The sequence below is a fragment of the Tardiphaga robiniae genome (assembly GCF_001618955.1).
Taxonomy (GTDB): domain Bacteria; phylum Pseudomonadota; class Alphaproteobacteria; order Rhizobiales; family Xanthobacteraceae; genus Tardiphaga; species Tardiphaga robiniae_A.
On sequence record NZ_LVYV01000001.1, the window covers coordinates 77,206 to 100,848 of the forward strand.

General features: G+C 61.8%; 28 protein-coding genes. 11 read left to right on the forward strand and 17 right to left on the reverse strand.

Translation table 11 applies throughout. From position 1 onward, the window contains the following. The first annotated feature begins 136 nt into the window (after positions 1–136). Entirely contained in the window at positions 137–796 is a 660-nt protein-coding gene (locus tag A4A58_RS00385; protein WP_068728802.1) for a tetratricopeptide repeat protein, read from the forward strand. A gap of 84 nt (positions 797–880) precedes the next feature. Here the strand turns inward: A4A58_RS00385 and A4A58_RS00390 are convergent, their stop codons facing one another. From A4A58_RS00390 to A4A58_RS00400, 3 genes are all read right to left on the reverse strand, one after another. Then, the gene (locus A4A58_RS00390; RefSeq protein ID WP_068728804.1) at positions 881–1,720 is read right to left on the reverse strand and encodes a hypothetical protein; all 840 of its coding nucleotides are present in this window, start codon (positions 1,718–1,720) and stop codon (positions 881–883) included. Between the two features lie 166 nt (positions 1,721–1,886). Then, positions 1,887–2,174 (reverse strand): cupin domain-containing protein, encoded by a 288-nt coding sequence (locus A4A58_RS00395; RefSeq protein WP_068730343.1) that lies wholly within the window; start codon positions 2,172–2,174, stop codon positions 1,887–1,889. Between the two features lie 20 nt (positions 2,175–2,194). After that, a complete protein-coding gene (locus A4A58_RS00400; RefSeq protein WP_068730344.1) occupies positions 2,195–3,295 on the reverse strand; it encodes a calcium:proton antiporter in 1,101 nt (366 codons plus the stop codon). 172 nt (positions 3,296–3,467) lie between these two features. Between A4A58_RS00400 and A4A58_RS00405 the strand changes: the two genes are divergently transcribed. Next, a complete protein-coding gene (locus A4A58_RS00405) occupies positions 3,468–3,860 on the forward strand; it encodes a VOC family protein (protein ID WP_068728806.1) in 393 nt (130 codons plus the stop codon). Between the two features lie 61 nt (positions 3,861–3,921). On the opposite strand, the gene A4A58_RS00410 is transcribed toward A4A58_RS00405, so the two are convergent. The 9 genes from A4A58_RS00410 to A4A58_RS00450 form a co-directional block, all read right to left on the reverse strand. Then, on the reverse strand, positions 3,922–5,328 hold the full coding sequence (locus tag A4A58_RS00410; RefSeq protein WP_068728808.1) for an NAD(P)(+) transhydrogenase (Re/Si-specific) subunit beta: 1,407 nt from the start codon (positions 5,326–5,328) through the stop codon (positions 3,922–3,924). 10 nt (positions 5,329–5,338) lie between these two features. After that, positions 5,339–5,653, reverse strand: coding sequence for a proton-translocating transhydrogenase family protein (locus A4A58_RS00415; RefSeq protein ID WP_068728810.1), 315 nt, complete (start codon positions 5,651–5,653; stop codon positions 5,339–5,341). 11 nt (positions 5,654–5,664) lie between these two features. Continuing rightward, positions 5,665–6,795 (reverse strand): Re/Si-specific NAD(P)(+) transhydrogenase subunit alpha, encoded by a 1,131-nt coding sequence (locus A4A58_RS00420; protein ID WP_068728812.1) that lies wholly within the window; start codon positions 6,793–6,795, stop codon positions 5,665–5,667. Positions 6,796–6,877: 82 nt separating this feature from the next. Continuing rightward, positions 6,878–7,030, reverse strand: coding sequence for an aa3-type cytochrome c oxidase subunit IV (locus A4A58_RS00425; protein ID WP_068728814.1), 153 nt, complete (start codon positions 7,028–7,030; stop codon positions 6,878–6,880). Between the two features lie 108 nt (positions 7,031–7,138). Then, on the reverse strand, positions 7,139–7,531 hold the full coding sequence (locus tag A4A58_RS00430; RefSeq protein WP_068728816.1) for a type II toxin-antitoxin system death-on-curing family toxin: 393 nt from the start codon (positions 7,529–7,531) through the stop codon (positions 7,139–7,141). After that, positions 7,528–7,788 carry an AbrB/MazE/SpoVT family DNA-binding domain-containing protein gene (locus A4A58_RS00435; RefSeq protein WP_068728817.1) on the reverse strand — a complete coding sequence of 87 codons (261 nt, stop codon included), beginning with the start codon at positions 7,786–7,788 and terminating at the stop codon, positions 7,528–7,530. Before A4A58_RS00435 ends, A4A58_RS00430 begins: the two co-directional genes overlap by 4 nt. 72 nt (positions 7,789–7,860) lie before the next feature. After that, complete coding sequence (locus tag A4A58_RS00440) at positions 7,861–9,771, reverse strand: M3 family oligoendopeptidase (protein WP_068728819.1); 1,911 nt, start codon at positions 9,769–9,771, stop codon at positions 7,861–7,863. Positions 9,772–9,796: 25 nt separating this feature from the next. Further along, positions 9,797–10,234 (reverse strand): hypothetical protein, encoded by a 438-nt coding sequence (locus A4A58_RS00445; protein ID WP_068728820.1) that lies wholly within the window; start codon positions 10,232–10,234, stop codon positions 9,797–9,799. Continuing rightward, a complete protein-coding gene (locus A4A58_RS00450; protein ID WP_081421641.1) occupies positions 10,231–10,560 on the reverse strand; it encodes a helix-turn-helix domain-containing protein in 330 nt (109 codons plus the stop codon). The genes A4A58_RS00445 and A4A58_RS00450 overlap by 4 nt, the downstream gene beginning before the upstream one ends. Before the next feature lie 35 nt (positions 10,561–10,595). Between A4A58_RS00450 and A4A58_RS00455 the strand changes: the two genes are divergently transcribed. The 5 genes from A4A58_RS00455 (at position 10,596) to A4A58_RS00475 (ending at position 17,807) form a co-directional block, all read left to right on the forward strand. Then, positions 10,596–11,012, forward strand: coding sequence for a hypothetical protein (locus A4A58_RS00455; RefSeq protein WP_204378153.1), 417 nt, complete (start codon positions 10,596–10,598; stop codon positions 11,010–11,012). Between the two features lie 140 nt (positions 11,013–11,152). Then, complete coding sequence (locus A4A58_RS00460; protein WP_068728822.1) at positions 11,153–11,806, forward strand: TerC family protein; 654 nt, start codon at positions 11,153–11,155, stop codon at positions 11,804–11,806. A 62-nt stretch (positions 11,807–11,868) separates the two neighbouring features. Then, entirely contained in the window at positions 11,869–13,371 is a 1,503-nt protein-coding gene (locus tag A4A58_RS00465; protein WP_068728823.1) for a sigma-54-dependent transcriptional regulator, read from the forward strand. Positions 13,372–13,685: 314 nt separating this feature from the next. Continuing rightward, positions 13,686–15,875 (forward strand): L,D-transpeptidase family protein, encoded by a 2,190-nt coding sequence (locus A4A58_RS00470; RefSeq protein WP_068728825.1) that lies wholly within the window; start codon positions 13,686–13,688, stop codon positions 15,873–15,875. Between the two features lie 273 nt (positions 15,876–16,148). After that, complete coding sequence (locus tag A4A58_RS00475) at positions 16,149–17,807, forward strand: DUF882 domain-containing protein (protein WP_081421716.1); 1,659 nt, start codon at positions 16,149–16,151, stop codon at positions 17,805–17,807. A 172-nt stretch (positions 17,808–17,979) separates the two neighbouring features. On the opposite strand, the gene A4A58_RS00480 is transcribed toward A4A58_RS00475, so the two are convergent. After that, positions 17,980–18,255 carry a DUF2312 domain-containing protein gene (locus A4A58_RS00480; RefSeq protein WP_068728829.1) on the reverse strand — a complete coding sequence of 92 codons (276 nt, stop codon included), beginning with the start codon at positions 18,253–18,255 and terminating at the stop codon, positions 17,980–17,982. Between the two features lie 188 nt (positions 18,256–18,443). Further along, positions 18,444–18,746 (reverse strand): DUF1244 domain-containing protein, encoded by a 303-nt coding sequence (locus tag A4A58_RS00485; protein WP_068728832.1) that lies wholly within the window; start codon positions 18,744–18,746, stop codon positions 18,444–18,446. Positions 18,747–18,923: 177 nt separating this feature from the next. Here A4A58_RS00485 and A4A58_RS00490 point away from each other — a divergent pair, with 177 nt between their 5' ends. Continuing rightward, positions 18,924–19,532, forward strand: a complete 609-nt coding sequence (locus A4A58_RS00490; protein ID WP_068728834.1) for a DUF1036 domain-containing protein — start codon at positions 18,924–18,926, stop codon at positions 19,530–19,532. After that, complete coding sequence (pyk, locus tag A4A58_RS00495) at positions 19,529–20,962, forward strand: pyruvate kinase (RefSeq protein ID WP_068728836.1); 1,434 nt, start codon at positions 19,529–19,531, stop codon at positions 20,960–20,962. The genes A4A58_RS00490 and pyk overlap by 4 nt, the downstream gene beginning before the upstream one ends. Before the next feature lie 59 nt (positions 20,963–21,021). Here the strand turns inward: pyk and A4A58_RS00500 are convergent, their stop codons facing one another. The 3 genes from A4A58_RS00500 to A4A58_RS00510 all read right to left on the reverse strand — a co-directional run bounded on the left by A4A58_RS00500 (position 21,022) and on the right by A4A58_RS00510 (position 23,264). Then, entirely contained in the window at positions 21,022–21,450 is a 429-nt protein-coding gene (locus A4A58_RS00500) for an OsmC family protein (protein WP_068728838.1), read from the reverse strand. Between the two features lie 42 nt (positions 21,451–21,492). After that, positions 21,493–22,455, reverse strand: coding sequence for an alpha/beta fold hydrolase (locus tag A4A58_RS00505; protein WP_068728840.1), 963 nt, complete (start codon positions 22,453–22,455; stop codon positions 21,493–21,495). 74 nt (positions 22,456–22,529) lie between these two features. Continuing rightward, on the reverse strand, positions 22,530–23,264 hold the full coding sequence (locus A4A58_RS00510) for a DUF3750 domain-containing protein (protein WP_244499617.1): 735 nt from the start codon (positions 23,262–23,264) through the stop codon (positions 22,530–22,532). A 13-nt stretch (positions 23,265–23,277) separates the two neighbouring features. Between A4A58_RS00510 and A4A58_RS30665 the strand changes: the two genes are divergently transcribed. Beyond that, positions 23,278–23,424: a hypothetical protein gene (locus tag A4A58_RS30665; protein WP_158005629.1), complete on the forward strand. Its 147-nt coding sequence runs from the start codon at positions 23,278–23,280 to the stop codon at positions 23,422–23,424. Positions 23,425–23,452: 28 nt separating this feature from the next. Next, the gene (locus tag A4A58_RS00515; RefSeq protein WP_068728843.1) at positions 23,453–23,635 is read left to right on the forward strand and encodes a hypothetical protein; all 183 of its coding nucleotides are present in this window, start codon (positions 23,453–23,455) and stop codon (positions 23,633–23,635) included. Positions 23,636–23,643 lie beyond the last annotated feature (8 nt).

Below are 23,643 nucleotides of genomic sequence, written 5' to 3' on the forward strand. Positions count from 1 at the left end.
CCAAGCCCGCGTTATTTTTTTTGCGCAGTTGCTTTTGCGCGAGCTACTCCCTTGGCGCGCTGGTCTTGATCAGGTGCATTTTGCCCGATGTCGCGCTACCAATAGGTCATTGGTCGCTGCGTGAGATTTGCCCTGCATGGAATGTCCCGTCCGCAAGTGCTCGTCCCGCTTCGGCGCCCGCGGCCTTACCGCGATTGCCCTTGTCGTTGCGGGTCTGTGCGGCACCGGATGCTCGTTCAACCTGTCGTCACTGACACCCGGGTCTGACAAGGACGAACCGAAGACGACGGCTCTGGCGCCCCCGCCGCCCGCGAATGCCGGCAAGACCAATCCGCAGGATGCACAGATCCACGCTGCACGCGCGCAGGCGCTCGCACAATCCGGCAAGCCCGATGACGCGCTGCTGGCCTTCAGTCAGGCACTCGACCTCGATCCGCACAGTGCGCAGACCTTCTACCAACGCGGGCTGCTTTATCAGTCCGAGAAGAAGTATGAATTCGCCATCGCGGATTTTACGTCAGCCAACGGCCTGACGCCGCAGCAGGCGGATCCCCTGCTCGGCCGCGCGCAATGCTATCTCGCCCTCGGCAAAAACCAGGAAGCCGCAGCGGATCTCGACGAGGCTTCGCAGGTGGCACCGGGCAATGCGCAGGTCTGGCTGACCCGCGGCGCGACCTATGAGAAGCTTGGCGACAGGGCCAGGGCTGCGGACTCCTACAGCCGCGCTGTCGCACTCCGTCCGAAGGACAACGCCGCGCGGAGCGGCCTCGCCCGCACGGGTGGACGCGCGGGCTAGCTAAAGCTGGCAAGGGTCAGGCTGATAGCAATACGGCGTCGCCCTGCATACGTGAGAGCAACGCTCGGACGATCCACGCTTCCCTTAGCGCTCGAACGGGCGCGGAATCACCGAATTGAACACCGACTTTGCCGCAGACAGCACGTCTTCGGCCACGTTAGTGCGCTCAGATCGCGGTGTGCCAGCAGCATCCGCCTGCAGGTCCATCGGCTGCGGTGCCGGGATCTCGCCGGGCGGACGCATGCGCCGCGCTTCGGAACGCTCAGAGTGCGGCGAAGGCATAGGATCGAACTTCTCGACGCTTGGCGTCGCCACCACGATCGGCGGCGGCAGCTGCTGCATCGACGGAGGGGAAACAGTCCGTGCGGCTTCCTGCACCCGCGGCGCCTCCGGTGCACGCGGAGTCTCAAGCGCACGGGCAGCTTCCTGGGGTCGCGGTTCGCTGCGGTTCAGGCGCTCGATGGCAGCACGGGCGAGATCGTTGGCGTCGCGGCGTTCATCCGCGCTGGCATTCGCCGCCGGCGCGGTGCCCACGGTGGCAAGGACGGGCGCAGGCGCGGCCGGAGCCGGCGCGGGTTTGGCAGCTGCCTTCTCGCGCAATGCCGGCTGATGGCGGCGCGGCTCGGGTGTCGTGGCCGCCTCAGGCTTTTCGATGCTGGCCTTCTCGACCACCGGCTTGTCGCCGGCCTTGGCCGGGGCCGATTCGGGCAGATTGGCGAGGTCGGCAGAATTCTCGGCGGGCTTGGCTGTCGCTGCCTTGGTGTCAGGCTTCGGCTCGGCAGGCGTCGATGCGACAGCCGCAGCGGGCCGATCCGGGCTCGCCTTCGGGATGATGTAGTGATTGACGATATAGGCACCCACGATCGTCGCCAGAATCGATGGCAAGATATCGATGGTGAACTTCGAGAGATACTTGTGCAGCATGGACCGGCCTCTTCCGCAAGCTGCTTCATGCTGGGAGTTTGAGGCTGATTCAGGGATCAATCGCGACGGATCGAAGGCAAAGTTCCAATCCGTCGCATTGAATTGTTTCAGGTGGTCCTCAGCAGGCTAAACACAATGAACCGGCAGCCGCTGGAGGCAGATAAGGTTAAGCTTTCTTAACCTCGACCTCGAGAAACACGATTTCCTTGTCGGTTTCATTCAGAACGTCATGCTCGACGCCTGCCTTGCGGAAATAGGATTTGCCGGTCGTGATCGGCGCCTGCGAGCGGGTGCCGTCCGGCGCAACGATGGTCATCACGCTCGTGGTGATCGGAACGATCACATAGTCCATCCCATGGGTGTGGTGACCAGTCGCCGCGCCAGGCGCGAGTCGCCATTCGGTGACGCGAACTTCGGGCGTGTCCTGCTGAACGTCGGACTGGGCAGCGAGCATCGTCTCATTCTCCAAAGTGGTCACGGCACAAACACCATGAAGATGAATACCGCAAACACCACCAAATGGACCAGCCCGAACAGGATGTTCGTGCGCCCGGTGCCAAAGGTCAGCATGCTCAGCACGAAGGTCATCACCAGCAGCACCATCTTCTGCGCACTGAGACCGAGCACCAGTTCCTTGTCTAACGCATAGGCCGCCACTGCAACCGCAGGGATCGTCAGTCCGATGGTGGCGAGCGATGAACCAAGTGCGAGGTTGATGCTCTTCTGCAGATCGTTGCCACGCGCGGCAGAAATGGCGGCGACGCTTTCCGGCAGCAAGATCAGCAGCGCCACGAGGATACCGGCAAAGGCTTCCGGCGCGCCGATCCGTTCAATGCCGGCATCTACCACCAGCGAGAATTTCTTCGCCAGCAGCACCACCGCCAGCAACGAGACCAGCAGCAAAATGGCGCTGATGGCCAGAAGACGGTTGGAAACATGCCCGCCTGCGGCACCTTCGCTACTTCCGTCTGCGACGAAGTAATCCTGATGTCGGATGGTCTGTGTGTAGAGAAACACCGCATAGAGCATGATGGTGGCGACGCTGACAAAAGCGAGCTGTGCGTTCGAATAGAAAGGTCCCGGAGTGGTCAGGGTGTAATTCGGCAGGATTAGCGTGATCGTCGCCATCACAATCAGTACGCTGAGATAAATATTCGACCCCGTGACCTGAAAATCCTGCTCTCGGTAACGTAACCCTCCGACGAGGATGCAGATGCCAACCAGACCGTTGCAAACGATCATCACCACCGCGAAGACGGTATCGCGCGCCAGTGTCGGAACGGCCTTGTCACCCAGCATGATGGAGGCGATCAGCGCCACCTCGATGATGGTCACGGCCAGTGTCAGCAACAGCGTGCCGAACGGTTCGCCGATCTTGTGTGCGATGACTTCGGCATGATGCACGGCGGCGAACACCGTGCCGAACAGGATGACCAGCAGAACAACCGCGAACACAATGCCAGCAGTCGTCTCCGTGAATCCGATCCCGAGCGAAGGAATCGACGTCGCGATAAAAAGCAGAACGGCCAACGTGGGGAAAATCCAGGACGATCTGGGCATGGGATGTGCTGACATCAAGCAAGTGTCCTGATTGAAAACGGGTTCGGCAGCAAGCGACACGCCGCCATTGCAGACCCACAAGAGCGATTGCGCGGCAGGGTCATGCCGTCTCGCCAAACTGCATATGATGCGTATAGTTGCGTATCACCTGAAGGTGAGTTTGCAAGAAACCGGGAGAGGAAGCGAGATGTTTTCACATGTCATGATCGGCACCAACGACCTCGAAGCCGCGAAGTCGTTTTATGACAAGCTGCTCGGCACACTGGGCGTCCCGCCCGGCGCCGTCGATCGCCACCGGGTTTTCTACCGCACCAAAACCGGCACTTTCTCGGTGTCGAAGCCGATCAATGGCGAGCCGGCCACGCCCGCCAACGGCGGCACCATCGGCTTTCTCGCCAAATCGCAGGACGAAGCCGAAGCCTGGCACGCCGCCGGCATCGCCAATGGCGCCACCACCTGCGAAGAGCCGCCGGGCATCCGCGAAGGTGGCGTGAAGCTCTATCTCGCCTATCTCAGGGATCCCGATGGCAACAAGCTGTGCGCGCTATATCGCTTGCCGAAAGAGGATGCTGCGAGCTGACCTTCCAAACGGAAAACGCCCGGCTTGTAGCCGGGCGTTTAATGAGATCCATGCGGGCCAGTTACATCGCCTTGACGATGTTCTCGGTGACCTTCTTCGCGTCACCCAGCAGCATCATGGTGTTGTCGCGATAGAACAGCGGATTGTCGATGCCGGCATAGCCCGAGGCGAGCGAGCGCTTGATGAACATCACGGTGCCGGCCTTCCACACCTGCAGCACCGGCATGCCGTAGATCGGTGAGGTCTTGTCGTCTTCCGCCGCCGGATTGGTGACGTCGTTGGCGCCGATCACGAAGGCGATGTCAGCCTGCGCGAATTCCGAATTGATGTCCTCGAGTTCGAACACCTCGTCATAAGGCACGTTGGCTTCGGCGAGCAGTACGTTCATGTGGCCGGGCATACGGCCGGCGACCGGGTGAATGGCATATTTCACCTCGACGCCTTCCTTCTTCAGCGTGTCGGCCATTTCGCGCAGCGCATGCTGTGCCTGCGCCACCGCCATGCCATAGCCGGGCACGATAATGACCTTCTGCGCATTCTTCAAAATGAAAGCTGCGTCGTCGGCCGAACCGAGCTTGACCGGGCGCACTTCGCCACCGGCGCCACCACCCGCCGCAGCGGTCTCGCCGCCGAAGCCGCCGAGGATCACCGAGATGAACGAGCGGTTCATCGCGTGGCACATGATGTAGGACAGGATCGCACCCGACGAGCCAACCAGTGCGCCGGTGATGATCAGCGCCGAATTGCCCAGCGTGAAGCCGATGCCGGCGGCGGCCCAACCCGAATACGAGTTCAGCATCGAGATCACGACCGGCATGTCGGCACCGCCGATCGGAATGATCAGCAAGGCACCGAGCACCAGCGCGAGGATGGTGATCATCCAGAAGTCGACCGCGCTACCGGAATGCACCAGGCCATAGATGAAGAACACCAGCGCCAGAGCGAGCACGATGTTGATGATGTGACGCGCCGGCAGGATGATCGGCGAGCCGCTCATGCGGCCGGAGAGCTTGGCGAACGCGATCACCGAGCCGGTGAAGGTCAGCGCGCCGATGGCAACGCCGAGCGACATTTCGACGAGGCTGGCGCCGACGATCTTCTTGGTCACCGGATCGAGAATGCCGAAGGCTTCCGGCGCGTAGAACGCGCCGGCGGCAACCAGCACAGCGGCCATGCCGACCAGTGAGTGGAACGCCGCGACCAGTTCGGGCATCGAGGTCATCGGTACGCGCTTGGCAATGACCGCGCCGATGCCGCCACCGATGGCGATACCGAGGATCACCAGGACCCAGCCGAGCGCATCGGCCGGCGGATGCGCGGCCAGCGTGGTGCCCACGGCGATGACCATGCCGGCCATGCCGAGGAAATTGCCCTGCCGGCTGGACGCCGGGCTGGACAGCCCGCGCAGCGACAGGATGAAGAGGATGCCCGCGACGAGATAGAGCAGTGCGGCGAGATTGGCGTTCATCGGGCTGCCCTTACTTCTTTTTCTTCTGGTACATCGCAAGCATGCGCTGCGTGACCAGGAAGCCGCCGAAAATATTGACGCATGCAAAGACCAGCGCGACGAAGCCGAAGCCGCGCGCCAAGGCACCGCCGCTGCCGACCATATTGACGCCGACCGCGAGCAGTGCGCCGACCACGATCACCGAAGAAATCGCATTGGTCACCGACATCAACGGCGTATGCAGCGCGGGCGTCACCGACCACACCACGAAATACCCGACGAACACGGCGAGCACGAAGATCGAGAGCTGAAATACGAACGGGCTGACCAGCGAGGCATGATCCATGGCAGCGCTCCTTAAGCGGTCTTCGGCTGAAAGTTCGGATGAATGACGGCGCCGTCCTTGGTCAAAGCCGTTGCCTTGACCAGTTCGTCGTCCCAGTTCACCGCGAGCGCCTTGGTCTCTTTGTTGACCAGCGTTTCGATGAACGAGAACAGGTTGCGCGCATAGAGGCTCGACGCCGAGGCGGCGACGCGGCCGGCGACATTGGTATAACCAACGATCTTGATGCCGTTGACGTCAGCGACTTCGCCGGGCTTGGCGCCTTCGACATTGCCACCGCGTTCGACCGCGAGATCGACCAGCACCGAACCGGGCTTCATGGACGCCACCATCTCGGCAGTGACGAGGCGCGGCGCGGGCCGGCCAGGAATCAGCGCGGTGGTGATGATGATGTCCTGCTTCTTGATATGCTCGGCGGTGAGCGCGGCCTGCTTGGCCTGATATTCCTTGGACATTTCCTTGGCGTAACCGCCGGCGGTCTGCGCGTTCTTGAACTCATCGTCTTCTACGGCCAGGAATTTCGCGCCGAGGCTTTCGACCTGCTCTTTGGTGGCCGGGCGCACATCCGTCGCGGTGACCACGGCGCCGAGGCGGCGCGCGGTCGCGATCGCCTGCAGGCCGGCGACGCCGACGCCCATGACGAATACCTTGGCGGCCGGAATGGTGCCGGCGGCTGTCATCATCATCGGGAAGGCGCGGCCGAAGCTTTCGGCGGCCTCAATGACGGCGCGGTAGCCGGCGAGATTGGCCTGGCTCGACAGCACGTCCATCACCTGCGCGCGGGTGATGCGCGGCATCAGCTCCATCGCAAAGGCCGACACGCCGGCATCCGCCATCGCCTTCAGCGCCGCGTCGTTGCCATAGGGATCCATGATCGCGATCACCAGCGCACCGCGCTTGTAACCGGCGAGTTCGGAAACCTCGGGACGCTTCACCTTGATGACGATATCGGCATCCTTCACCGCATCGGCGCTGATGGTGGCGCCCACGGTAATGTATTCCGAGTCCGGCAGGCCGGACTTGATGCCGGCGCCGGGCTCGATAGCGACATCGACGCCGAGCGCCTTGAACTTCTTCACCGTGTCCGGCGAGATCGCCACACGCGGTTCAGACGGATCGATTTCCTTGGCAACGGCAATCTTCATGGAGCCTCCGGCGGCGCATGGCCCGCGCGTGAGCAAATAGGACAGGACGCCACCCGAGCCGGGCGGCGCAATCGGCGATAGATCAGGTGAGGAAGATGCCCATTAGGGCCACGATGGCGACGACGCCGATGGTGCCCCACTTCACCAGCACGAGAAAGCCCTCATAGGTCTGCTCATGCGCCGGATAGTCGTTGCCATCGGCCGTGGTGTAAGCGACTTCGCTGTGATCGGACATCAGGGTCTCCCGCCTCGTATTTCGTATGTTGCCACGGAATTAGCGCAATTGGATATGGAGAGCAACGGTTCGTGGCATACCACGGCAATCTTTGCATACCGCAGTGCGTCAGGCGGGCCAGTTGTCGCGAATCCAGCGCGTGAGCGATTGCTCGCTGACTTCGCCGGCAGCAAGGGCAAGAATGATCTCTGTAGCCTGGCCGGGATCTGGGGCGAACGAGATATCATTCATGCGCAAGAACACCATCATCGCATGAAAGGCGATGCGTTTGTTGCCATCAACGAACGCATGATTTTTGGCGAGACCATATCCATAAGCTGCAGCAAGCGCCGCCATATCAGTCTCGCCGTAATGCCATTGATTGATCGGCCGTAGCACCGCCGACTCAAGGAGGCCGTGGTCCCGAACACCTTCGGGACCACCAAACATAGCAAGCTGTTCCGCGTGCATGTCGATGACTTCATCGACATCAAGCCACAATGGCTCGAGTGTCGCGTTCATTTGGCCAGCGCGGCGAACGTATCCCTGTATTCGTGCATCACCTTGCGGGCGATTTCCATCGTCCGCGCATGCTTCGGATTGAAGGGAGACAGCCGCAAGCTTCCGTCTGGCTGTTCAACCGGATAGAATTTGTCGCCCTCCTTCAAATTGAGGCGCGCGAGCAATTCCTTCGGCAAAATCACGCCCACCGAATTACCAATTTTACGAATTTGAAGCGCCGTTGCCTCGAATTTGGGACTCCGGACAGTTCCATTCATAGGTCCAACTCCCTGTTGTACGAAATGTATAACAGAAAGCTCGCGTACGTACAACAAATGTTTTACGTACGCCTAACCCATCGCCTCCAGTTCATCGATCATCCCGGCGATGACTGACAGGCCGCCGTCCCAGAAGGTCGGGTCTTTGGCGTCGAGTCCAAAGGGCTTGAGCAATTCGGAATAGTGCTTGGTGCCGCCGGCGGCGAGCATCGCGAGGTAGCGATCCACAAACCCTTCCTGGGCGTTCTCGTAGACCGCATAGAGCGAGTTCACGAGACAATCGCCGAAGGCATAGGCATAGACGTAGAACGGCGAATGGATGAAGTGCGGGATGTACATCCAGAAGTTCTCGTAACCCGGCTTGATCTCGATCGCGGGCCCGAGGCTCTCCGTCTGCACGCTGAGCCAGAGTTCGCCGAGCCGCTGCGCGGTGAGTTCGCCGTGGCGACGCTCGGTGTGAACAGCGCGCTCGAATGAATAGAACGCGATCTGCCGCACCACCGTGTTGATCATGTCCTCGACCTTGCCCGCGAGCAATGCCTGGCGCTGCTTGGCACTCCTGGTCTGCGACAGCAGCCGCTTGAAGGTCAGCATTTCACCGAACACGCTGGCGGTTTCAGCCAGCGTCAGCGGCGTCGGCGCCATCAGCGCGCCGTTGCGGGCAGCAAGCACCTGATGCACGCCGTGGCCGAGTTCATGGGCGAGCGTCATCACGTCGCGCGGCTTGCCCTGATAGTTCATCAGCACATAGGGATGAGCCGACGGCGTGGTCGGATGCGAGAAGGCGCCGGGCGCCTTGCCCGGCCGCACCGGTGCATCAATCCAGCGATCGGTGAAGAAGCGTCTGGCAATATTGGCCATGTCGGGTGAAAACGCGCCATAGGCGGTCAGCACCATGTCCTGCGCGTCCGACCATGGAATCGTGCCGGTCGGTGCGAATGGCAGCGGCGCGTTGCGGTCCCAATGGGCGAGCTTCTTCTTGCCGAACCAGCGCGCCTTCAATTGATAATAGCGATGCGACAGCCGCGGATAGGCCGCGCGCACCGACGACACCAGTGCATCGACCACTTCGCGCTCGACGCGATTGTTGAGATGGCGGGAATCCGCAATATCCTGGAAACCGCGCCAGCGGTCGGAGATTTCCTTGTCCTTGGCCAGAGTGTTGGTGATCAGCGCAAAGGTGCGCTCATTGGCCTTGAAGGTCTTCGCCAGCGCCTGCCCCGCCGCCTTGCGCTTGGCCGGCGCGCGGTCCTGCAGCATGGTCAACGTTGGCTCGATCGCCAGCTCCTTGCCGCCAAGCTTGAAGCGAAGCCCCGCGATTGTCTGATCAAACAGGCGGTTGAAGGCGCCATAACCGGTCTGGGACTTCTCGTGAAACAGCTGCTCGACGCGGTCTTCGAGCTGATAGGGCTTGTCCTTGCGGCTGTCTTCGATCCACGGCCGGTAGTGGCCAAGCTCGGGCGTCTGCATCGCCTGCTCGATCACAGCGTCATCGATGCGGTTGAGCTCGAGACCGAAAAACAGCAGATGCACCGACGCCGCGGTGATGCGTTCGGAGACATCGCCGTAGAATTTCGAAATCGCGGGATCGACGCTATCGCCGGCATGGACGAGACCGGCATAGGAGCCAAGCCGGCCGGCGAGATCGTCGATCGCCTCATAACGGCGAACAGCTCCCGCGAGCCACACACCGCCGCCGGGCCGGGCCGTCTCTTCCGCGAGCTTGCCCTTGTAATCCGCTTCGAAGGCCGCGCATTCGGCGTCGATCTTGTCGAGATCCCCGGCAATCTCCGGCGCGTCGATCGCCGTGTAGAGATCCGCGAGATTCCATTCCGGCAGCTTGCCCCTCGGCGATTTGGCCGATGATTTCGACGCCACCTTGCTCACCGCTTTTTTGGCCGGAGCGGATTTGCGCGAAACAGTTTTGCGAGAAGCGGTCTTTCGAGAAGGCTTGGCAGTCCGGGCAGTCGCAGATTTAGTCATGAATACTTTCGGTTGGATGCAGCCGTCACACGAAAGCAGCGAGCTGCGGAGCGAAATGGACAAGCAGTTCTTCGCCCTCGGTCATCAAGGGTTCGATCTCGTCATGAAGCATATGGCGAATCGTACACCACACCATGACAATCCGTGCGACAAGCCACCATCGCGTCCCGCGCAGCGCAGTGCGGGCATGCGCCGCCACCAGCGGCAGACTGCGATGCTCGAACAACAGACGCCCGGTACCGTCTTCGAGAATGTACCGGCCGCCCACGCGCGATACGCACAATTCGCAGGCTTGCTCCGGCTGCGGTCCCAGCAGATAGAGCTGCGCATCGCCGTTCTCGGTGATGCCAGTCTCCCATTCGCGGCCGCGATGCCCGAGATTGATCGTGTCGGCAAGCGTGACGAGCTCGGTCTCGCTCCACGCGGCCTGCAGCGGTTTGCGCTGAAATGCGATGACGTTCATTTGGGTGCTCCAAACAGCAGCCGGTGCAATTCCGGCTCGTAATAGATCAGCAAATGTTTTGCGAAGGCGGCCGGCTCCAGACCGAGCTGAATGGCCCATGCTTCCATCGTTTCGGTGGGCACCCGACTGAAGCCGTTCTCAACCTGCGAGATGAACGTGTAATATTTGAGACCAAGTTTTGCGGCGAGATCGACCTGCGACAGGCCGGCTTCCGCGCGTCGCGCTTTTAGCCAATCCCCAGCCTGTTTTCGCAACTGCCGCGCTTCCGGCAAGGCTTTGCCGCGCTGCGCTCCAGCGAAATTCTCTTGATTTTCGCCACGTTTCATGATTACGAAACTATCCAATACGAATTTAAGATCCGATGACTTCCCGTAGCACGACTATCGAGCTGCAGGAACGTTGCGGACGGGATGAAACGATACCCGACAGGACAACGATGGCCTTTACGGATCGCAACAGCAACGGCCGCAAGTATGCGCCTCCTGCCCCTCACCGGGTCAAGGAGCTGTTTGCCGCAAGCCTCCTGCTGGCACTGACTGCGGCACTGGCCTTGCGCGCATTTGTCTCGCTCGATGCGCTGGCGCCGATGGTCGCCACCCTGATATTCGCACTTGCAGCATTAATGGCCGGTGGCGCGTTGATTCCGCGAAACTTCGCGCGGCGCGCGACCTGGTTCGATGTCGCCGGCGTCCTGACCTTTATCGGGATCGGCATCACCATCCTCATCGAGCCCGACCAGATGGTTCGGCTCGTCACCCTCTCGGATCAACCCGAGTAACAGATCGGATCAACTGCGGCATCAAACCCGCATGTTTTTGCAAAGCACGACTTTTTAACAAAGCACGTCCTGGCCCGGGCCCCTCTGGCAGTTCACCTGAACTGTGATGTCGGACAGCACGTTCATACGGAGTGGCCCACATGACAGAGCTCTTCACCGCTGAAGCTATGACTGCACTTTTCCAGGTCGTGATGATCGATCTGGTCCTCGCCGGCGACAATGCCATCGTCATCGGCCTCGCCGCCGCCGGCCTTCCCAAGGAACAGCGCGGCAAAGCGATCCTGATCGGTATCATCGCTGCCACCATCCTGCGTATCGGCTTCGCCAGCATTACCGTTCAACTGCTGCAGATCATCGGCCTCCTGCTGGCCGGCGGCATCCTCTTGCTGTGGGTGTGCTGGAAGATGTGGCGCGAATTGCGCACCGAGCATGAGCACGATCTCGACGCGCTCGAAAACCAGCTCAACACCGATGGTACGACCAACGGACCGCGCAAGACGCTCGGCCAGGCGGTCTGGCAGATCACCGTCGCCGATGTGTCGATGTCGCTGGACAATGTGCTCGCAGTCGCCGGTGCGGCGCGCGAACACCCGACCATCCTGATCTTCGGCCTCGTGCTGTCGATCGCGCTGATGGGTCTCGCCGCCTCCTTCATCGCCAAGCTGCTGCAGAAGCACCGCTGGATCGCCTATGTCGGCCTCGCCATCATTCTCTATGTGGCAGGTGACATGATCTATCGCGGTGCCCGCGAAGTCTGGCCCTATGCGACGGCTTACCTCGCCCCGGTGTTATGAAAGCATTAAGGCTTTGATCGCCATGGTGGCTCAAATCGGGACATACCCGCTCTGGAGTTGCCATGGCCGAACGAATCCTCATCGCCGATGACGACGCCGTCCAGCGCCGCCTCCTCGAAAACATGGTACAGCGCTGCGGCTATGAGGCCATCACGGTCGATAGCGGCGACGCTGCCATGGCCCGGCTGATTGATCCCGAAGCGGCCGCCATCGACGCGCTGGTCCTCGACCTGATGATGCCCGGCCTCGACGGCATGGGCGTGCTCGACAAGATCCGCGATAGCGGCCTCAGCATCCCCGTCATCGTCCAGACCGCCCATGGCGGTATCGAGAATGTTGTGTCCGCCATGCGTGCCGGCGCACATGATTTCGTCGTAAAACCTGTCGGCGTCGAACGTCTGCAGGTGAGCCTGCGCAATGCGCTCAATACCAGTGCGTTGAAAGGCGAATTGCAGCGCATCAGGCACAGCCGCGAAGGCAAGCTCACTTTTGCCGACATCGTCACACGCAATGCCGGCATGGACGCCGTGCTGCGCACGGCACGCAAGGCGGCTACCTCCACGATCCCCGTGCTGATCGAAGGCGAGTCCGGCGTCGGCAAGGAATTGATCGCACGCGCCATCCACGGCTCGGGCGAACGCAGCAGCAAGCCGTTCGTGGCCGTGAATTGCGGCGCCATTCCCGACAACCTCGTGGAGTCGATCCTGTTCGGCCACGAGAAGGGCGCCTTTACCGGCGCCACCGACCGGCATCTCGGCAAGTTTGTCGAGGCTCACGGCGGCACGCTGTTTCTCGACGAAGTCGGCGAGCTGCCGTTATCGGCACAAGTGAAGCTGCTGCGCGCGCTTCAGGAAGGTTCGGTCGAGGCCGTGGGCGGACGCAAGCCGGTCAAGGTCGACGTCCGCATCATCTCGGCCACCAACCGCAAGCTGCTCGATCTCGTCAAAGCCGGGCAATTCCGCGAAGACCTGTTCTATCGCCTGCATGTGCTGCCGCTCACGGTGCCGCCGCTCCGGGCGCGCCGCGAGGACATTCCGTATCTGCTGCGACATTTCCTGGCGCGTTTCTGCGCCGAGGAGAACAAACCGATTACCAGCATCGCTGGCGACGCCATGACGATGCTCACGCAGCTCGACTGGCCGGGCAATATCCGGCAGCTGGAAAATGCCGTCTACCGCGCCGTGGTGATGAGCGAAGGCGATCAACTCGGACTGGCCGACTTCCCGCAAACGACTGCGCACGCTCCATCGATCGTGGCATCGGCGGTCGCGCCGCTGATTGTAGAACCCGTCTTCCACACGATGGCGCCGACCATGGTACCGGGCATCGACGCAGCCCCGATATCGCTCGCCGCCGGAAGCCTGTCCATGCTGACAGCCGAGAACGAGGTAAGGGCACTGGAAGAGCTCGAATCCGAGATCATCCGCTTTGCCATTGCGCACTATCGCGGCCAGATGTCGGAAGTCGCACGGCGCCTCAAAATCGGCCGGTCGACGCTCTACCGCAAGCTCGATGAGGCAGCGGAGAAAGATTCATCGATTGCGGATTCCGCACCGTCGAACTGAACTTCTCGCCTCCCACGCTATTGAACATGTTGTTGCGATCGCTATGGAACTTGAACCGTTGCGGTCTGGTGACACACAAAGTCAAAAGCATCGGTGAAACCTCGGTATGCGTTGCAAACCGGGGGAGGTTGAGGTCAGTTTGTTGTGACTTGTCCGACAAGCGCTAGCGCTTGTGCCGGGCGCGTGTATCGTCTGCACAGAAAGAGCTCTGAATCGGAGCGCGCAGGCAAACAACGCGACTGCTTCAGCCGAAGCTGGTGATGTCAGACTAGAACTGTTCCATGCCGGAGCAGCTCACCTAACGAGGTGCGAGAATGCGAGACTATTCCAAGGGCCGTTCCGGATTCGACCACGTGCTGATGGCCGTGGCCGCAACATTCCTGACGGTCTCCGCTGGCGCCGCTGCTGCTGCCCAGAGCGCATCGCCCCGCGACAGTGTCTCCGAACTCGCCATCGATGCGGCGGTGCCGCGCCCGGAACCCGCCAACGTAGCCCCGCCGACTGCCGCCGACTTCAAGGCCGATGCACCAAAGGCCGAGACCACCGCGTCCGTGCCGGACGCGACCCGGACGTCCGAGAAAACCATCGGCTCGACCTCGACCGATATGCCAAAGGCAACCGAGGCCGCGCAAGCGCCTGCGGATGTGAAGCCGAGCGAGGCTGTAACCGCGCCCGCCGCCGCGACACCGCCGGCCGCGACTGCTGTGGCACCTCCTGCGCCCGCAGCCGAGCCGCCGAAGGATGTCGCCAAGGACATCGCCAAGCCCGCGACCACCGTTGCGTCCAGCGATCAGCCCGTCGCCGAGAAACTGCGCGATATGTTTGGCGCCAAGTCCACTCGCTATTTCGACCGCAAGGGCGAGCGCGCCGCGGTCGAGAAGTTCTACACCGCACGTGACTTCGCACCGATCTGGACCCAGGGCGGCGCAACGACCCCTGCCGCCAAGGGCGTAATTGCGCGTCTCAAGGACGCTGCTTCTGACGGCCTCGACGCCGCCGATTATCCCGTGCCGGATTTCACCGCGGCGAATACGCCCGATGCGCTCGCCGAGGCGGAGCTGAAGCTCACCGCCAGCATGCTCGACTATGCCCGCCAGGCACAGAGCGGCCGCATGCACTGGTCGCAGGTGACTGGCGACATCATGTATCCGGAGCACCCGACGGATCCGACGGAAGTGCTCGCCAATATCTCGACGGCGAAGAACGCTTCGGCAGCCCTCGACGCCTACAACCCGCCGCACAAGGGCTATCAGGAACTGAAGAAGAAGCTTACTGAACTGCGCGGCGAAACCGCAACGCCAGTACAGCCGATCGGCGAGGGCCCGGCTCTGCGTTTCGCCAAGGCCACGAAGAAAAATCCGAACCCGACCGTGATGGACGACCCGCGCGTGCCGTTGCTGCGCGCTCGCCTCAACGTCGAGAATCCAAGCGAGACCAAATACGACGCTGCCGTCGCCGAAGCCGTTCGCAAGTATCAGGCCAGCAACGATCTGAAGGCCACCGGCGTGCTGGACGAGGCCACCGTGCGCGCGATGAATTCGCCGAAGCGCGATCGCCACATCGATACGGTGTTGGTCAACATGGAGCGTTGGCGCTGGCTGCCACGCCAGCTCGGCGCGTCCGCAGTCGGCAATGCCTATGTGATGCTGAACATCCCGGACTATACGCTGAAAGTGATGCAGAACGGCGCGCAGGTCTGGACCACACGTGTCGTCGTCGGCAAGCCGGGCAATCACGCCACGCCGCTGATGACCGAGACGATGAAGTACATCACGGTCAACCCGACCTGGAACGTGCCGCCGTCGATCATCTACAATGAATACCTGCCTGCTCTGCAGCAGGACCCGACCGTGCTTGACCGCATGGGTCTCAAACTGACGCGCAACGCCGACGGCAGCATCCACATTGCGCAGCCTCCCGGTGAAGCCAACGCGCTGGGCCGCATCCGCTTCAACTTCCCGAACAAGTTCCTCGTCTATCAGCACGATACACCGGACAAGAACCTGTTCGGCCGCGACGAGCGCGCCTTCAGCCACGGCTGCATGCGCGTGCAAAATCCGGATCAGTATGCCGCGACGCTGCTGAACATCACGATGCCGAACGACCACTACACGCCGGAGAAAATTCGCGGCATGTATGGCCGCAGCGAGATCGACCTGAAATTCCCGACGCCTATCCCGGTGAACATCACTTACCAGACAGCCTTCGTCGATGACGCTGGCAAGCTGCAGCTACGCAAGGACATCTACGGACGCGACGCGCAGATGATGCAGCTGCTGCGCGGCGGCAAGAACAAGGATCTGGAGCAGGTCGTTGCCCGGGCCCAGCCGAGCTATTCGCGCCCGCGCGCAGATATCCCGCAGGGCGTGGCCTTCAACGACAACGGCTCGCGCATGGCCAGCAATGGCGGCCTGTCCTTCTTCGAGCGCCTGTTCGGCGGCGGTGCCCCGGCACCACAGCCGATGGCACCCGGCCAGAAGCCGCGCCGGACGGTGACTCGCTAAACAGCGTCGGCATCGTAAAAATTCGAGAGGGTTATCAAGGGCTTCATCTTCCGGTGGAGCCCTTTTTACGTTTCGCCCTCTATCCAGATTAACCATCGTCCATCTGGAACCCGGCAGCGGGCTATTTTTCGCCATACTCAATAGGTTAAGTTTAATGGCTGGCTGAAAAGCCCGCTTGGGGGGATGGGTTGTAAATCTCGGTTAACCCTCCCGTTTTAAGAGTACGTTCACTCTCTGTCGCCGCATGGGGTAGCGAGAGAGTTGTCGACTTGGGTGGGTTCATACGTGCTGAGCGGTTTCGCACGCAAAACGAGATTGCGGACATCGCGCGCTGGCTTTCATGCCGGCCTCGCTTCAGTCCTGCTGATCGCAGGTGCAAGCTCTGTCCATAACGCCACCGCTCTCGACGAAACCCGCACCCTCTCGTTCCACCACACTCATTCAGGCGAAGACCTCACCGTCACGTTCAAGCGCAACGGCCGTTATGACGACGACGCGATGAAGAAGATCAACTACTTCCTCCGCGACTGGCGCAGCCAGGACCAGACCAACATGGATCGTCGCCTGTTCGACATCCTCTGGGAGGTCTACCGCGACGTCGACGGCAAGGCGCCGATCCAGATTATCTCCGCCTATCGCTCTCCCACCACCAACGCCATGCTCCGCCGCCGCTCGTCCGGCGTCGCTCGCGCCAGCCAGCATATGCTCGGCCACGCGATGGACTTCTTCATTCCCGGCGTGGCGCTGGAAAAGATCCGCTTTGCCGGTTTGCGCCTGCAGCGCGGCGGCGTCGGCTTCTATCCGACCTCCGGCTCGCCTTTCGTGCATCTCGACACTGGCAGCATCCGTCACTGGCCGCGCATGACGCATGACCAGCTGGCGCGCGTCTTCCCCGACGGCCGCACCGTGCATCTCCCCACCGACGGCCGTCCATTGGCTGGCTATCAGCTGGCGATGGCTGAGATCGAGAAGCGCGGCGATGGCGATAGTGCAGCTTTTGCCAAGAGCAAGCCGGGCTTGTTCGCCTCGCTGTTCCGTGGCGGCAAGTCGAATGACGACGAAGACGAGAGCGCAGCAGCCGCGATCGCACCCGCCAAGCCTTCACCTGTGGGCATGATGGCCGCCGCGATGCCCGCGAAACCGGTCGACACGAAGCAGGCTGAAATGAAGTCTTCGGACCCCGTCCCGATGCCGCGCTCCAAGCCGGCCGCAGTGGCGACCTACCAGCTTGCCTCGGCTGACACCGAAACCGTCCCGCTGCCGCGCCCGAAGGCGCCGATTCCGCCCGCTCCCGCAGCGAAGGCCGATAACAGGCCACAGACGCCGGCGGACATCATCAACGCCCGCGGCTTCTGGGATGACATGCCGGCGCCGAAGCAGGCCACGCCGCAACAGGTCGCCGCGATCACCGCACGCCAGGCCTTGGCCAATGTGGTCGATCCGCAGCCGGCCGCCACCGAGTCCAGCTTCGCCAAGGCGATGGCCTATGCGCCGCCGGCCAACTCCCCGGTTGATCGCGCCAATGTCGTTGCCGCCAGTGCGCCGATCCCGCGTAGCATGCGTCCGGCCTCCGTGGCCAAGAACCCGATGGCGGTGAATAACATCACGACCGTCGTCGCGAAGGGCGCTCAGGGCCAGAACAGCACCGTTACCGTAGCGACCCGCCTCACTGCCGCTGCCATTCCTGACAACCATGTCTGGATGCGCGCGATGATCCTGGCGCCGAGCGCGACCACGTCGATGTCGGCATCGGTGATGGGCGACGGCGACATGACCATCCTGCGCGCACACTTCGTCAAGCCGCAGGCGGTGGTGGCGATGACTTTCTCGGATGATCCGCAGCTCGGTCTGGTCTGCGAGCGCTTCACCGGCTCGGCAACGGCCTCGCTTGCGACGACAGTATTTGTGATGCGCACGGCGTCGCTGCGCTAAGCGCGCGAATTTCTCAGACTATAATGGTGTCATGGCCGGGCTTGACCCGGCCATCCATCGCTATCTTTGTGGCTAGATGGATACGCGGGTCGTCTAGCGCGAAGACGCGCTTCGCGCTTTTGCCCGCGTATGACACCTGAGTGTTTGGCTGAGTATTGGCGCGCTAAGCGCCTTACAGCATTCCCAAGGCCTGCAGATAGGTCTCCAGGATCGTCTCCTGCTCGGCCCGCTCGTTGGCGTCCTGCTTGCGCATGCGGATGATGGTGCGCAGCGCCTTCACGTCGTAGCCGTTGCCCTTGGCTTCGCCATAGACGTCCTTGATGTCGTCGGAGATCGTCTTCTTTTCTTCTTCAAGGCGCTCGATACGCTCGACGATAGCCTTGAGCTGATCCTTGGCGAAAGAATGTGTCGCCTGATCGTCCAGCACGGACGCAGCAGAGGTGGCCATCGAAAACTCCTGGTGAACTGATGTTGGTTTAGGCGGATATGGGGTGGGTTTGAGTGCGCAGCGTTATGCGCGCATTAATCTTAAGGAAATGACACTCAAGACCACGGCGCCTTGCGTCAAGGCGCCTTCGCGGTCATCCACAGCGCCCACACAGCTTTGATTTCATGCCTCAAAAAGACGAGAAATCGTCAGTGCCCGCTGTGCGCTTTCTTCATGGCCTCAATTTGTTCGGGTTTGGCCTCGGCCTGATGCAGCGATTTCCAGGTCTCGTAAGGCATGCCGTAAATCGCTTCGCGGCTCTCATCCTTGGTCATCGCCACGCCCTTGGCGTCGGCAGCGTCCTTCAGCCAGTTTGACAGGCAGTTCCGACAGAAGCCGGCCAGATTCATCAGGTCGATATTCTGCACATCGGTGCGACCGCGCAAATGGTCAACGAGCCGGCGAAAGGCGGCGGCCTCGAGTTCGGTCTGGATCTTGTCGTCAATCGCCATGAATGGTCTCGCTGTTGCACCCGATACCGGCCTGTCGTCTTCGTGTAACATGGGCGCTGTCACAGATTTTGCCATATCACAACGCAAACCGCCTGGCGGAACAGAATTGGTTCCGCGACCGTTGACAGGCCCGCCGGGTCAAGCGAAATCGTCAACGAATTGAGATAGCTTCGCCGCATGACCGCAAGAGATTCCCATTCCCGATCATTTCGACGCGTCCCCCTCGCCGGCCTGTTGCCGGTGCTGGCGCTGGCCTTGTCGTGCCTATGGGCGAGCCCCGCAGCGGCCGATTTCCGGCTGTGCAACAACACCTCGAGCCGGGTCGGGATCGCGCTGGGCTACAAGGATGCCGAAGGCTGGACCACCGAGGGCTGGTGGAACGTCTCATCCCGAGCCTGCGAGACCTTGCTGCGCGGAACCCTGGTTGCGCGGTATTATTATATCTACGCACTCGATTACGACCGGGGCGGTGAGTGGTCGGGTCAGGCCTTCATGTGCTCCCGCGACAAGGAATTCACCATCAAAGGCACGGAAAACTGCCTCGCGCGCGGCTTTGACCGGACCGGCTTTTTTGAGGTCGACACCGGCGAACAGCGTGCCTGGACGGTGCAACTGACTGAAACCAACGAACAACCGCCGAAGCTGCCGGGCATTCCGGGGCCAACCGGACCGCCTCCGGGCGCCCCCGGTGCGGGCTTCCCCGGTCTGCCCAACACGCCAGGTGGCGCGCCCCCGGGCGGGTCAACGACCCTGCCGCCATCAGTACCGCCGGGAGGCAAACAATGAGACGTCAACGCCGCATCAAGATTCTGGCCACGCTCGGCCCCGCCTCCTCGGACAGCGCGATGATCCGCAAGCTGTTCGAGGCTGGTGCCGACGTGTTCCGCATCAATATGAGCCACACGCCGCATGACAAGATGCGCGAGTTGGTGAAGACCATCCGCAATGTCGAGAGCAGCTACGGCCGCCCCATCGGCATTCTGGTCGATCTGCAGGGCCCGAAGCTGCGCGTCGGCGCCTTTGCCGAAGGCGGCGTGCAGCTCAAGAACGGCGAGAGCTTCGTGCTGGATTCCGATCCTGCCCCCGGCGACGCCACCCGCGTGCACCTGCCACATCCGGAAATTCTCGCTGCACTTCGCCCGGGCCATGCGCTGCTGATCGACGACGGCAAGCTGCGGCTGATTGCCGAGGAGACATCGAACGACCGCGCGGTGACGCGCGTGGTGGTCGGCGGCCGCATCTCCGACCGCAAGGGCGTCAGCCTGCCCGATACAGACCTGCCGGTGTCGGCCATGACGCCGAAGGACCGCCTGGATCTGGAAGCCGCACTCGAGACCGGCATCGACTGGATAGCCCTGTCCTTCGTGCAGCGCGCCGAGGACGTGCATGAGGCCAAGCGGCTGGTGCGCGGCCGCGCATCCATCATGTCGAAGATCGAGAAACCACAGGCCATCGACCGTCTCGACAGCATTCTCGAAGCCTCCGACGCGCTGATGGTCGCGCGCGGCGATCTCGGCGTCGAACTGCCGCTGGAACGGGTACCAAGTCTACAAAAGCGCATGACGCGCATGGCGCGCCGCGCCGGCAAACCCGTCGTCGTCGCTACGCAGATGCTGGAGTCGATGATCCAGAGTCCGGTGCCGACCCGTGCCGAAGTCTCCGACGTCGCGACGGCCATCTACGAGGGCGCGGATGCCGTCATGCTGTCGGCCGAATCCGCCGCCGGCAAATTCCCGGTCGAAGCCGTCTCGACGATGAACCGCATCGGCGAGGAAGTGGAGCGCGATCCGACCTATCGCACCGTGCTGATGGCCCAGCGCCCCGAGCCCGAGCCCACAGCTGGTGACGCCATTGCGGACGCCGCACGACAGATCGCGGAGACGCTGGATCTGTCTGCGATCATTTGCTGGACCAGCTCAGGATCCACCGCCGTGCGCGTCGCCCGTGAACGGCCGAAGCCGCCGGTGGTAGCGATCACGCCGAACCTCGCCGCCGGTCGCAAGCTGTCGGTCGTGTGGGGCGTACACTGCGTGGTGGCGGAGGATGCAAAGGACCTCGACGACATGGTCGATCGCGCCGGACGCATCGCCTTCCGTGACGGCTTCGCCAAAGCGGGCCAGCGCATTATCATTGTCGCTGGTGTGCCGCTCGGCACACCAGGTGCGACCAACATGGTCCGCATCGCTTATGTCGGGCCAAACGACGCGGATATGTAGTTCACTGATACAATCTCTCCCCGCAATGGCGAGGAGAGATTGTGTCCGCCGCCTGAGGCTTAACCCACCAGTGTCGCGTCGAGCGTGATTTCTGCGTTCAGCACCTTCGACACCGGGCAGCCGGCCTTTGCCATGGCGGTGAGTTCGTCGAACTTCGTCTTGTCGGCGCCGGGAATAGAGGCCGAGAGCGTGAGGTGCACTTTGGTAATGGCGAAGCCGTCACCCTGCTTCTCCAGCGTCACATCCGCCTTGGTTTCCATATTGTCGGCTTTGAACCCTGCTTCGCCAAGGATCAGCGACAGCGCCATGGTAAAACAGGCTGCATGGGCCGCGCCGATCAGCTCTTCAGGATTGGAGCCCGGCTTGCCTTCGAAGCGGCTGGCGAAACCGTACGGATAGTCGCTGAGCGCGCCGCTCTTGGTGGAAATCGATCCCTTGCCGTCCTTGATGCCACCCTGCCATTTGGCCGAACCGAAAGTCGTGGTCATGCAATTCTCCTCAATTTAGGTTGAAGTCGATCGAACGGGAGGTTAGCGCAAGGCGGCCTTCGGTTTTGTGTCAGCGGCCGAGATCATGCCCTCGATCTCCCTCATGATAAGATCAGGTGCAGCATTTTGCACCATGTGACCAACGTTCGGCAGCACGATTAGTTTGGCGCCGGGCACCGTTTTCGCGAAATGACGCGAATGAATCTCCGGCGATACGATGGTGTCGGCAGAGCCTGTGATCACCACGGTCGGAGCTTTGATATCGGCATAGCGCGATGCCTGCGCCACAACGGAGGGCTTCAACGTTACCAGATCCCAGGCATTGGCGAGGAAGTTGCGCGGCCGCAGTACAAGTTGCGTCGCGGTCTGCGCGATATAGCCTTCCGGCATCGGCTGCGGCGCAAACACTGCGCGTCCGCCCATATCCGTCAGGAAATAGCCAAGCGGCAGCGTAATCGTATAGGCCAGCAGCTTGCCGATGGCCGGAGTGGTGACGGCCTCGTTATAGATGCCAACGCTACCGGGCCAGGGATAAGTGACACCCGCCAGCATGACCAGTCCTGCGAAACGCTGCGGATAGTCCAGCGCCATCAGCGCGCCGAGTGCGCCGGCAAGCGAATGCACCACAACGATCGCCTGATCGACGCCGAGTTTTTCAAGCGCTTCGTCGATCATCCTCGCCTGCATCGCCGGAGAAGAGTTCGACAAATCGTCACGCGTGCTCCAGCCAAAGCCGGGACGGTCGATCAGGATAACGCGGTGTTTTTCTGCCAGCATATTGCCGAGCGGCAGCCGCATGGTTTCCATATTCGACGTGGCGCCATGGATGAGGACAATCGGCGGGCCGGATGCATCGCGCGATCCGATCTGCACCACATGCAGACGGCCGCCCGTAACATCGACAAGCTCACCCGTTGGCGAATATTTGCGCTCGAATACGAGCACGCCGACCTGTGTGGCCACGGCCAGCACGCATAGCGCGACTACCACAGTGACTGAGATCATTGCCAATATCCGGGGACTTTTGTGCACGATCCAGCTACGCGACGGTACCCTGAGGGTTTCGCGCCGCGCGCCACTTACGCGCTGACGCCAAGACGACCAATACCCGGCAGTTTGATCGCGGGCCGGCGAATGTCGAGGCCGAATACGGCACCGAGCAGATTGAGCTCGAGCCCTTCGACCCAGCCTGCGGTGACACCGAGATAGCCGCCCAGCGTGGCGCGCACGCCGGTGCCGGAAGGTGTCCAGCCAAAGGCACTGCCGGCATAGGGAAAATCCTTGCCGATGGCGGTGGGCGGCAATGCCACCTGCAATTCGGGCACGGCGGCCAGAACGGCCGCGACAAAGGTGTTGGAGTTCGGCCCCGGCCAAGCCCGATAGTCGCCGTAAGAGCGCCAAGAGTAGCCGGCGATCGCCGCTTGAATCTTCGGGATCATCGCCGTGGCCGCGTCACCATCGGCGGATGCGATGGCACTCGGCACGTCACCGAACCAGCGGCCGTCAGCGGCAAAACCATTCAGGCGGATCGGCTCGCCCCACGCCGTATAATCGTAGCGGGTATAACGCAACGCGCCCTTTTCCTTGAATACGATCCAGCTATGGACCGCAAAAATACCGCGCCAGCGCACCGTCCGCGCCGCAAAGACGCGCACCAGCGCCTCGGGATGCGCGGCGGGCGGTGGCAACAGGCCGGCGCTGGAACGATCCGCGCTCTGCCAATCTACCGAGCGATCACCCATCCAGTATCTGGCGGCCGACACAACGATGGGAACGACGAGTAGCGCGAGCAGCACAATCACAAATTTTCTCACTGAGGAAAGGCCCGTGGCGGGAAACAATATTGTGGATATGGGGGCGTTTGGCGGCTTTGCCACGGCGATCGCGACAAACGGCCTGCAAGGACTGTCCACGCTATCCACAGGAACGCATTCGTTCCCGCCCGGTTATCGCCACGATCAGGCGGCGGACTGACGCCATGATCTGAACTGGAGATAGTTCCATGACTGCCCGCCCAACCGATGCTGTGATCGACGAAATCATTTCTACCTGCAATGGCGACTTGCGCGGCGCGCTCAAGGCTTTGCTGATGGTCAACGAGCAACTGGAAGCGGAATTGCAGCAACTCTATGCCGCTTCACCCCAGTTCGGAGCTATCCGGCCCGGCAATAACGTCCTGCACTAGATCGACAG

What these genes read in the sequence shown, in the direction of transcription:
- A4A58_RS00385 (WP_068728802.1), top strand. Translation starts at nt 137, where the DNA reads ATGGAATGTCCCGTCCGCAAGTGCTCGTCCCGCTTCGGCGCCCGCGGC.
- A4A58_RS00390 (WP_068728804.1), bottom strand. Translation starts at nt 1,720, where the DNA reads ATGCTGCACAAGTATCTCTCGAAGTTCACCATCGATATCTTGCCATCG.
- A4A58_RS00395 (WP_068730343.1), bottom strand. Translation starts at nt 2,174, where the DNA reads ATGCTCGCTGCCCAGTCCGACGTTCAGCAGGACACGCCCGAAGTTCGC.
- A4A58_RS00400 (WP_068730344.1), bottom strand. Translation starts at nt 3,295, where the DNA reads ATGTCAGCACATCCCATGCCCAGATCGTCCTGGATTTTCCCCACGTTG.
- A4A58_RS00405 (WP_068728806.1), top strand. Translation starts at nt 3,468, where the DNA reads ATGTTTTCACATGTCATGATCGGCACCAACGACCTCGAAGCCGCGAAG.
- A4A58_RS00410 (WP_068728808.1), bottom strand. Translation starts at nt 5,328, where the DNA reads ATGAACGCCAATCTCGCCGCACTGCTCTATCTCGTCGCGGGCATCCTC.
- A4A58_RS00415 (WP_068728810.1), bottom strand. Translation starts at nt 5,653, where the DNA reads ATGGATCATGCCTCGCTGGTCAGCCCGTTCGTATTTCAGCTCTCGATC.
- A4A58_RS00420 (WP_068728812.1), bottom strand. Translation starts at nt 6,795, where the DNA reads ATGAAGATTGCCGTTGCCAAGGAAATCGATCCGTCTGAACCGCGTGTG.
- A4A58_RS00425 (WP_068728814.1), bottom strand. Translation starts at nt 7,030, where the DNA reads ATGTCCGATCACAGCGAAGTCGCTTACACCACGGCCGATGGCAACGAC.
- A4A58_RS00430 (WP_068728816.1), bottom strand. Translation starts at nt 7,531, where the DNA reads ATGAACGCGACACTCGAGCCATTGTGGCTTGATGTCGATGAAGTCATC.
- A4A58_RS00435 (WP_068728817.1), bottom strand. Translation starts at nt 7,788, where the DNA reads ATGAATGGAACTGTCCGGAGTCCCAAATTCGAGGCAACGGCGCTTCAA.
- A4A58_RS00440 (WP_068728819.1), bottom strand. Translation starts at nt 9,771, where the DNA reads ATGACTAAATCTGCGACTGCCCGGACTGCCAAGCCTTCTCGAAAGACC.
- A4A58_RS00445 (WP_068728820.1), bottom strand. Translation starts at nt 10,234, where the DNA reads ATGAACGTCATCGCATTTCAGCGCAAACCGCTGCAGGCCGCGTGGAGC.
- A4A58_RS00450 (WP_081421641.1), bottom strand. Translation starts at nt 10,560, where the DNA reads ATGAAACGTGGCGAAAATCAAGAGAATTTCGCTGGAGCGCAGCGCGGC.
- A4A58_RS00455 (WP_204378153.1), top strand. Translation starts at nt 10,596, where the DNA reads ATGACTTCCCGTAGCACGACTATCGAGCTGCAGGAACGTTGCGGACGG.
- A4A58_RS00460 (WP_068728822.1), top strand. Translation starts at nt 11,153, where the DNA reads ATGACAGAGCTCTTCACCGCTGAAGCTATGACTGCACTTTTCCAGGTC.
- A4A58_RS00465 (WP_068728823.1), top strand. Translation starts at nt 11,869, where the DNA reads ATGGCCGAACGAATCCTCATCGCCGATGACGACGCCGTCCAGCGCCGC.
- A4A58_RS00470 (WP_068728825.1), top strand. Translation starts at nt 13,686, where the DNA reads ATGCGAGACTATTCCAAGGGCCGTTCCGGATTCGACCACGTGCTGATG.
- A4A58_RS00480 (WP_068728829.1), bottom strand. Translation starts at nt 18,255, where the DNA reads ATGGCCACCTCTGCTGCGTCCGTGCTGGACGATCAGGCGACACATTCT.
- A4A58_RS00485 (WP_068728832.1), bottom strand. Translation starts at nt 18,746, where the DNA reads ATGGCGATTGACGACAAGATCCAGACCGAACTCGAGGCCGCCGCCTTT.
- A4A58_RS00490 (WP_068728834.1), top strand. Translation starts at nt 18,924, where the DNA reads ATGACCGCAAGAGATTCCCATTCCCGATCATTTCGACGCGTCCCCCTC.
- pyk (WP_068728836.1), top strand. Translation starts at nt 19,529, where the DNA reads ATGAGACGTCAACGCCGCATCAAGATTCTGGCCACGCTCGGCCCCGCC.
- A4A58_RS00500 (WP_068728838.1), bottom strand. Translation starts at nt 21,450, where the DNA reads ATGACCACGACTTTCGGTTCGGCCAAATGGCAGGGTGGCATCAAGGAC.
- A4A58_RS00505 (WP_068728840.1), bottom strand. Translation starts at nt 22,455, where the DNA reads ATGATCTCAGTCACTGTGGTAGTCGCGCTATGCGTGCTGGCCGTGGCC.
- A4A58_RS00515 (WP_068728843.1), top strand. Translation starts at nt 23,453, where the DNA reads ATGACTGCCCGCCCAACCGATGCTGTGATCGACGAAATCATTTCTACC.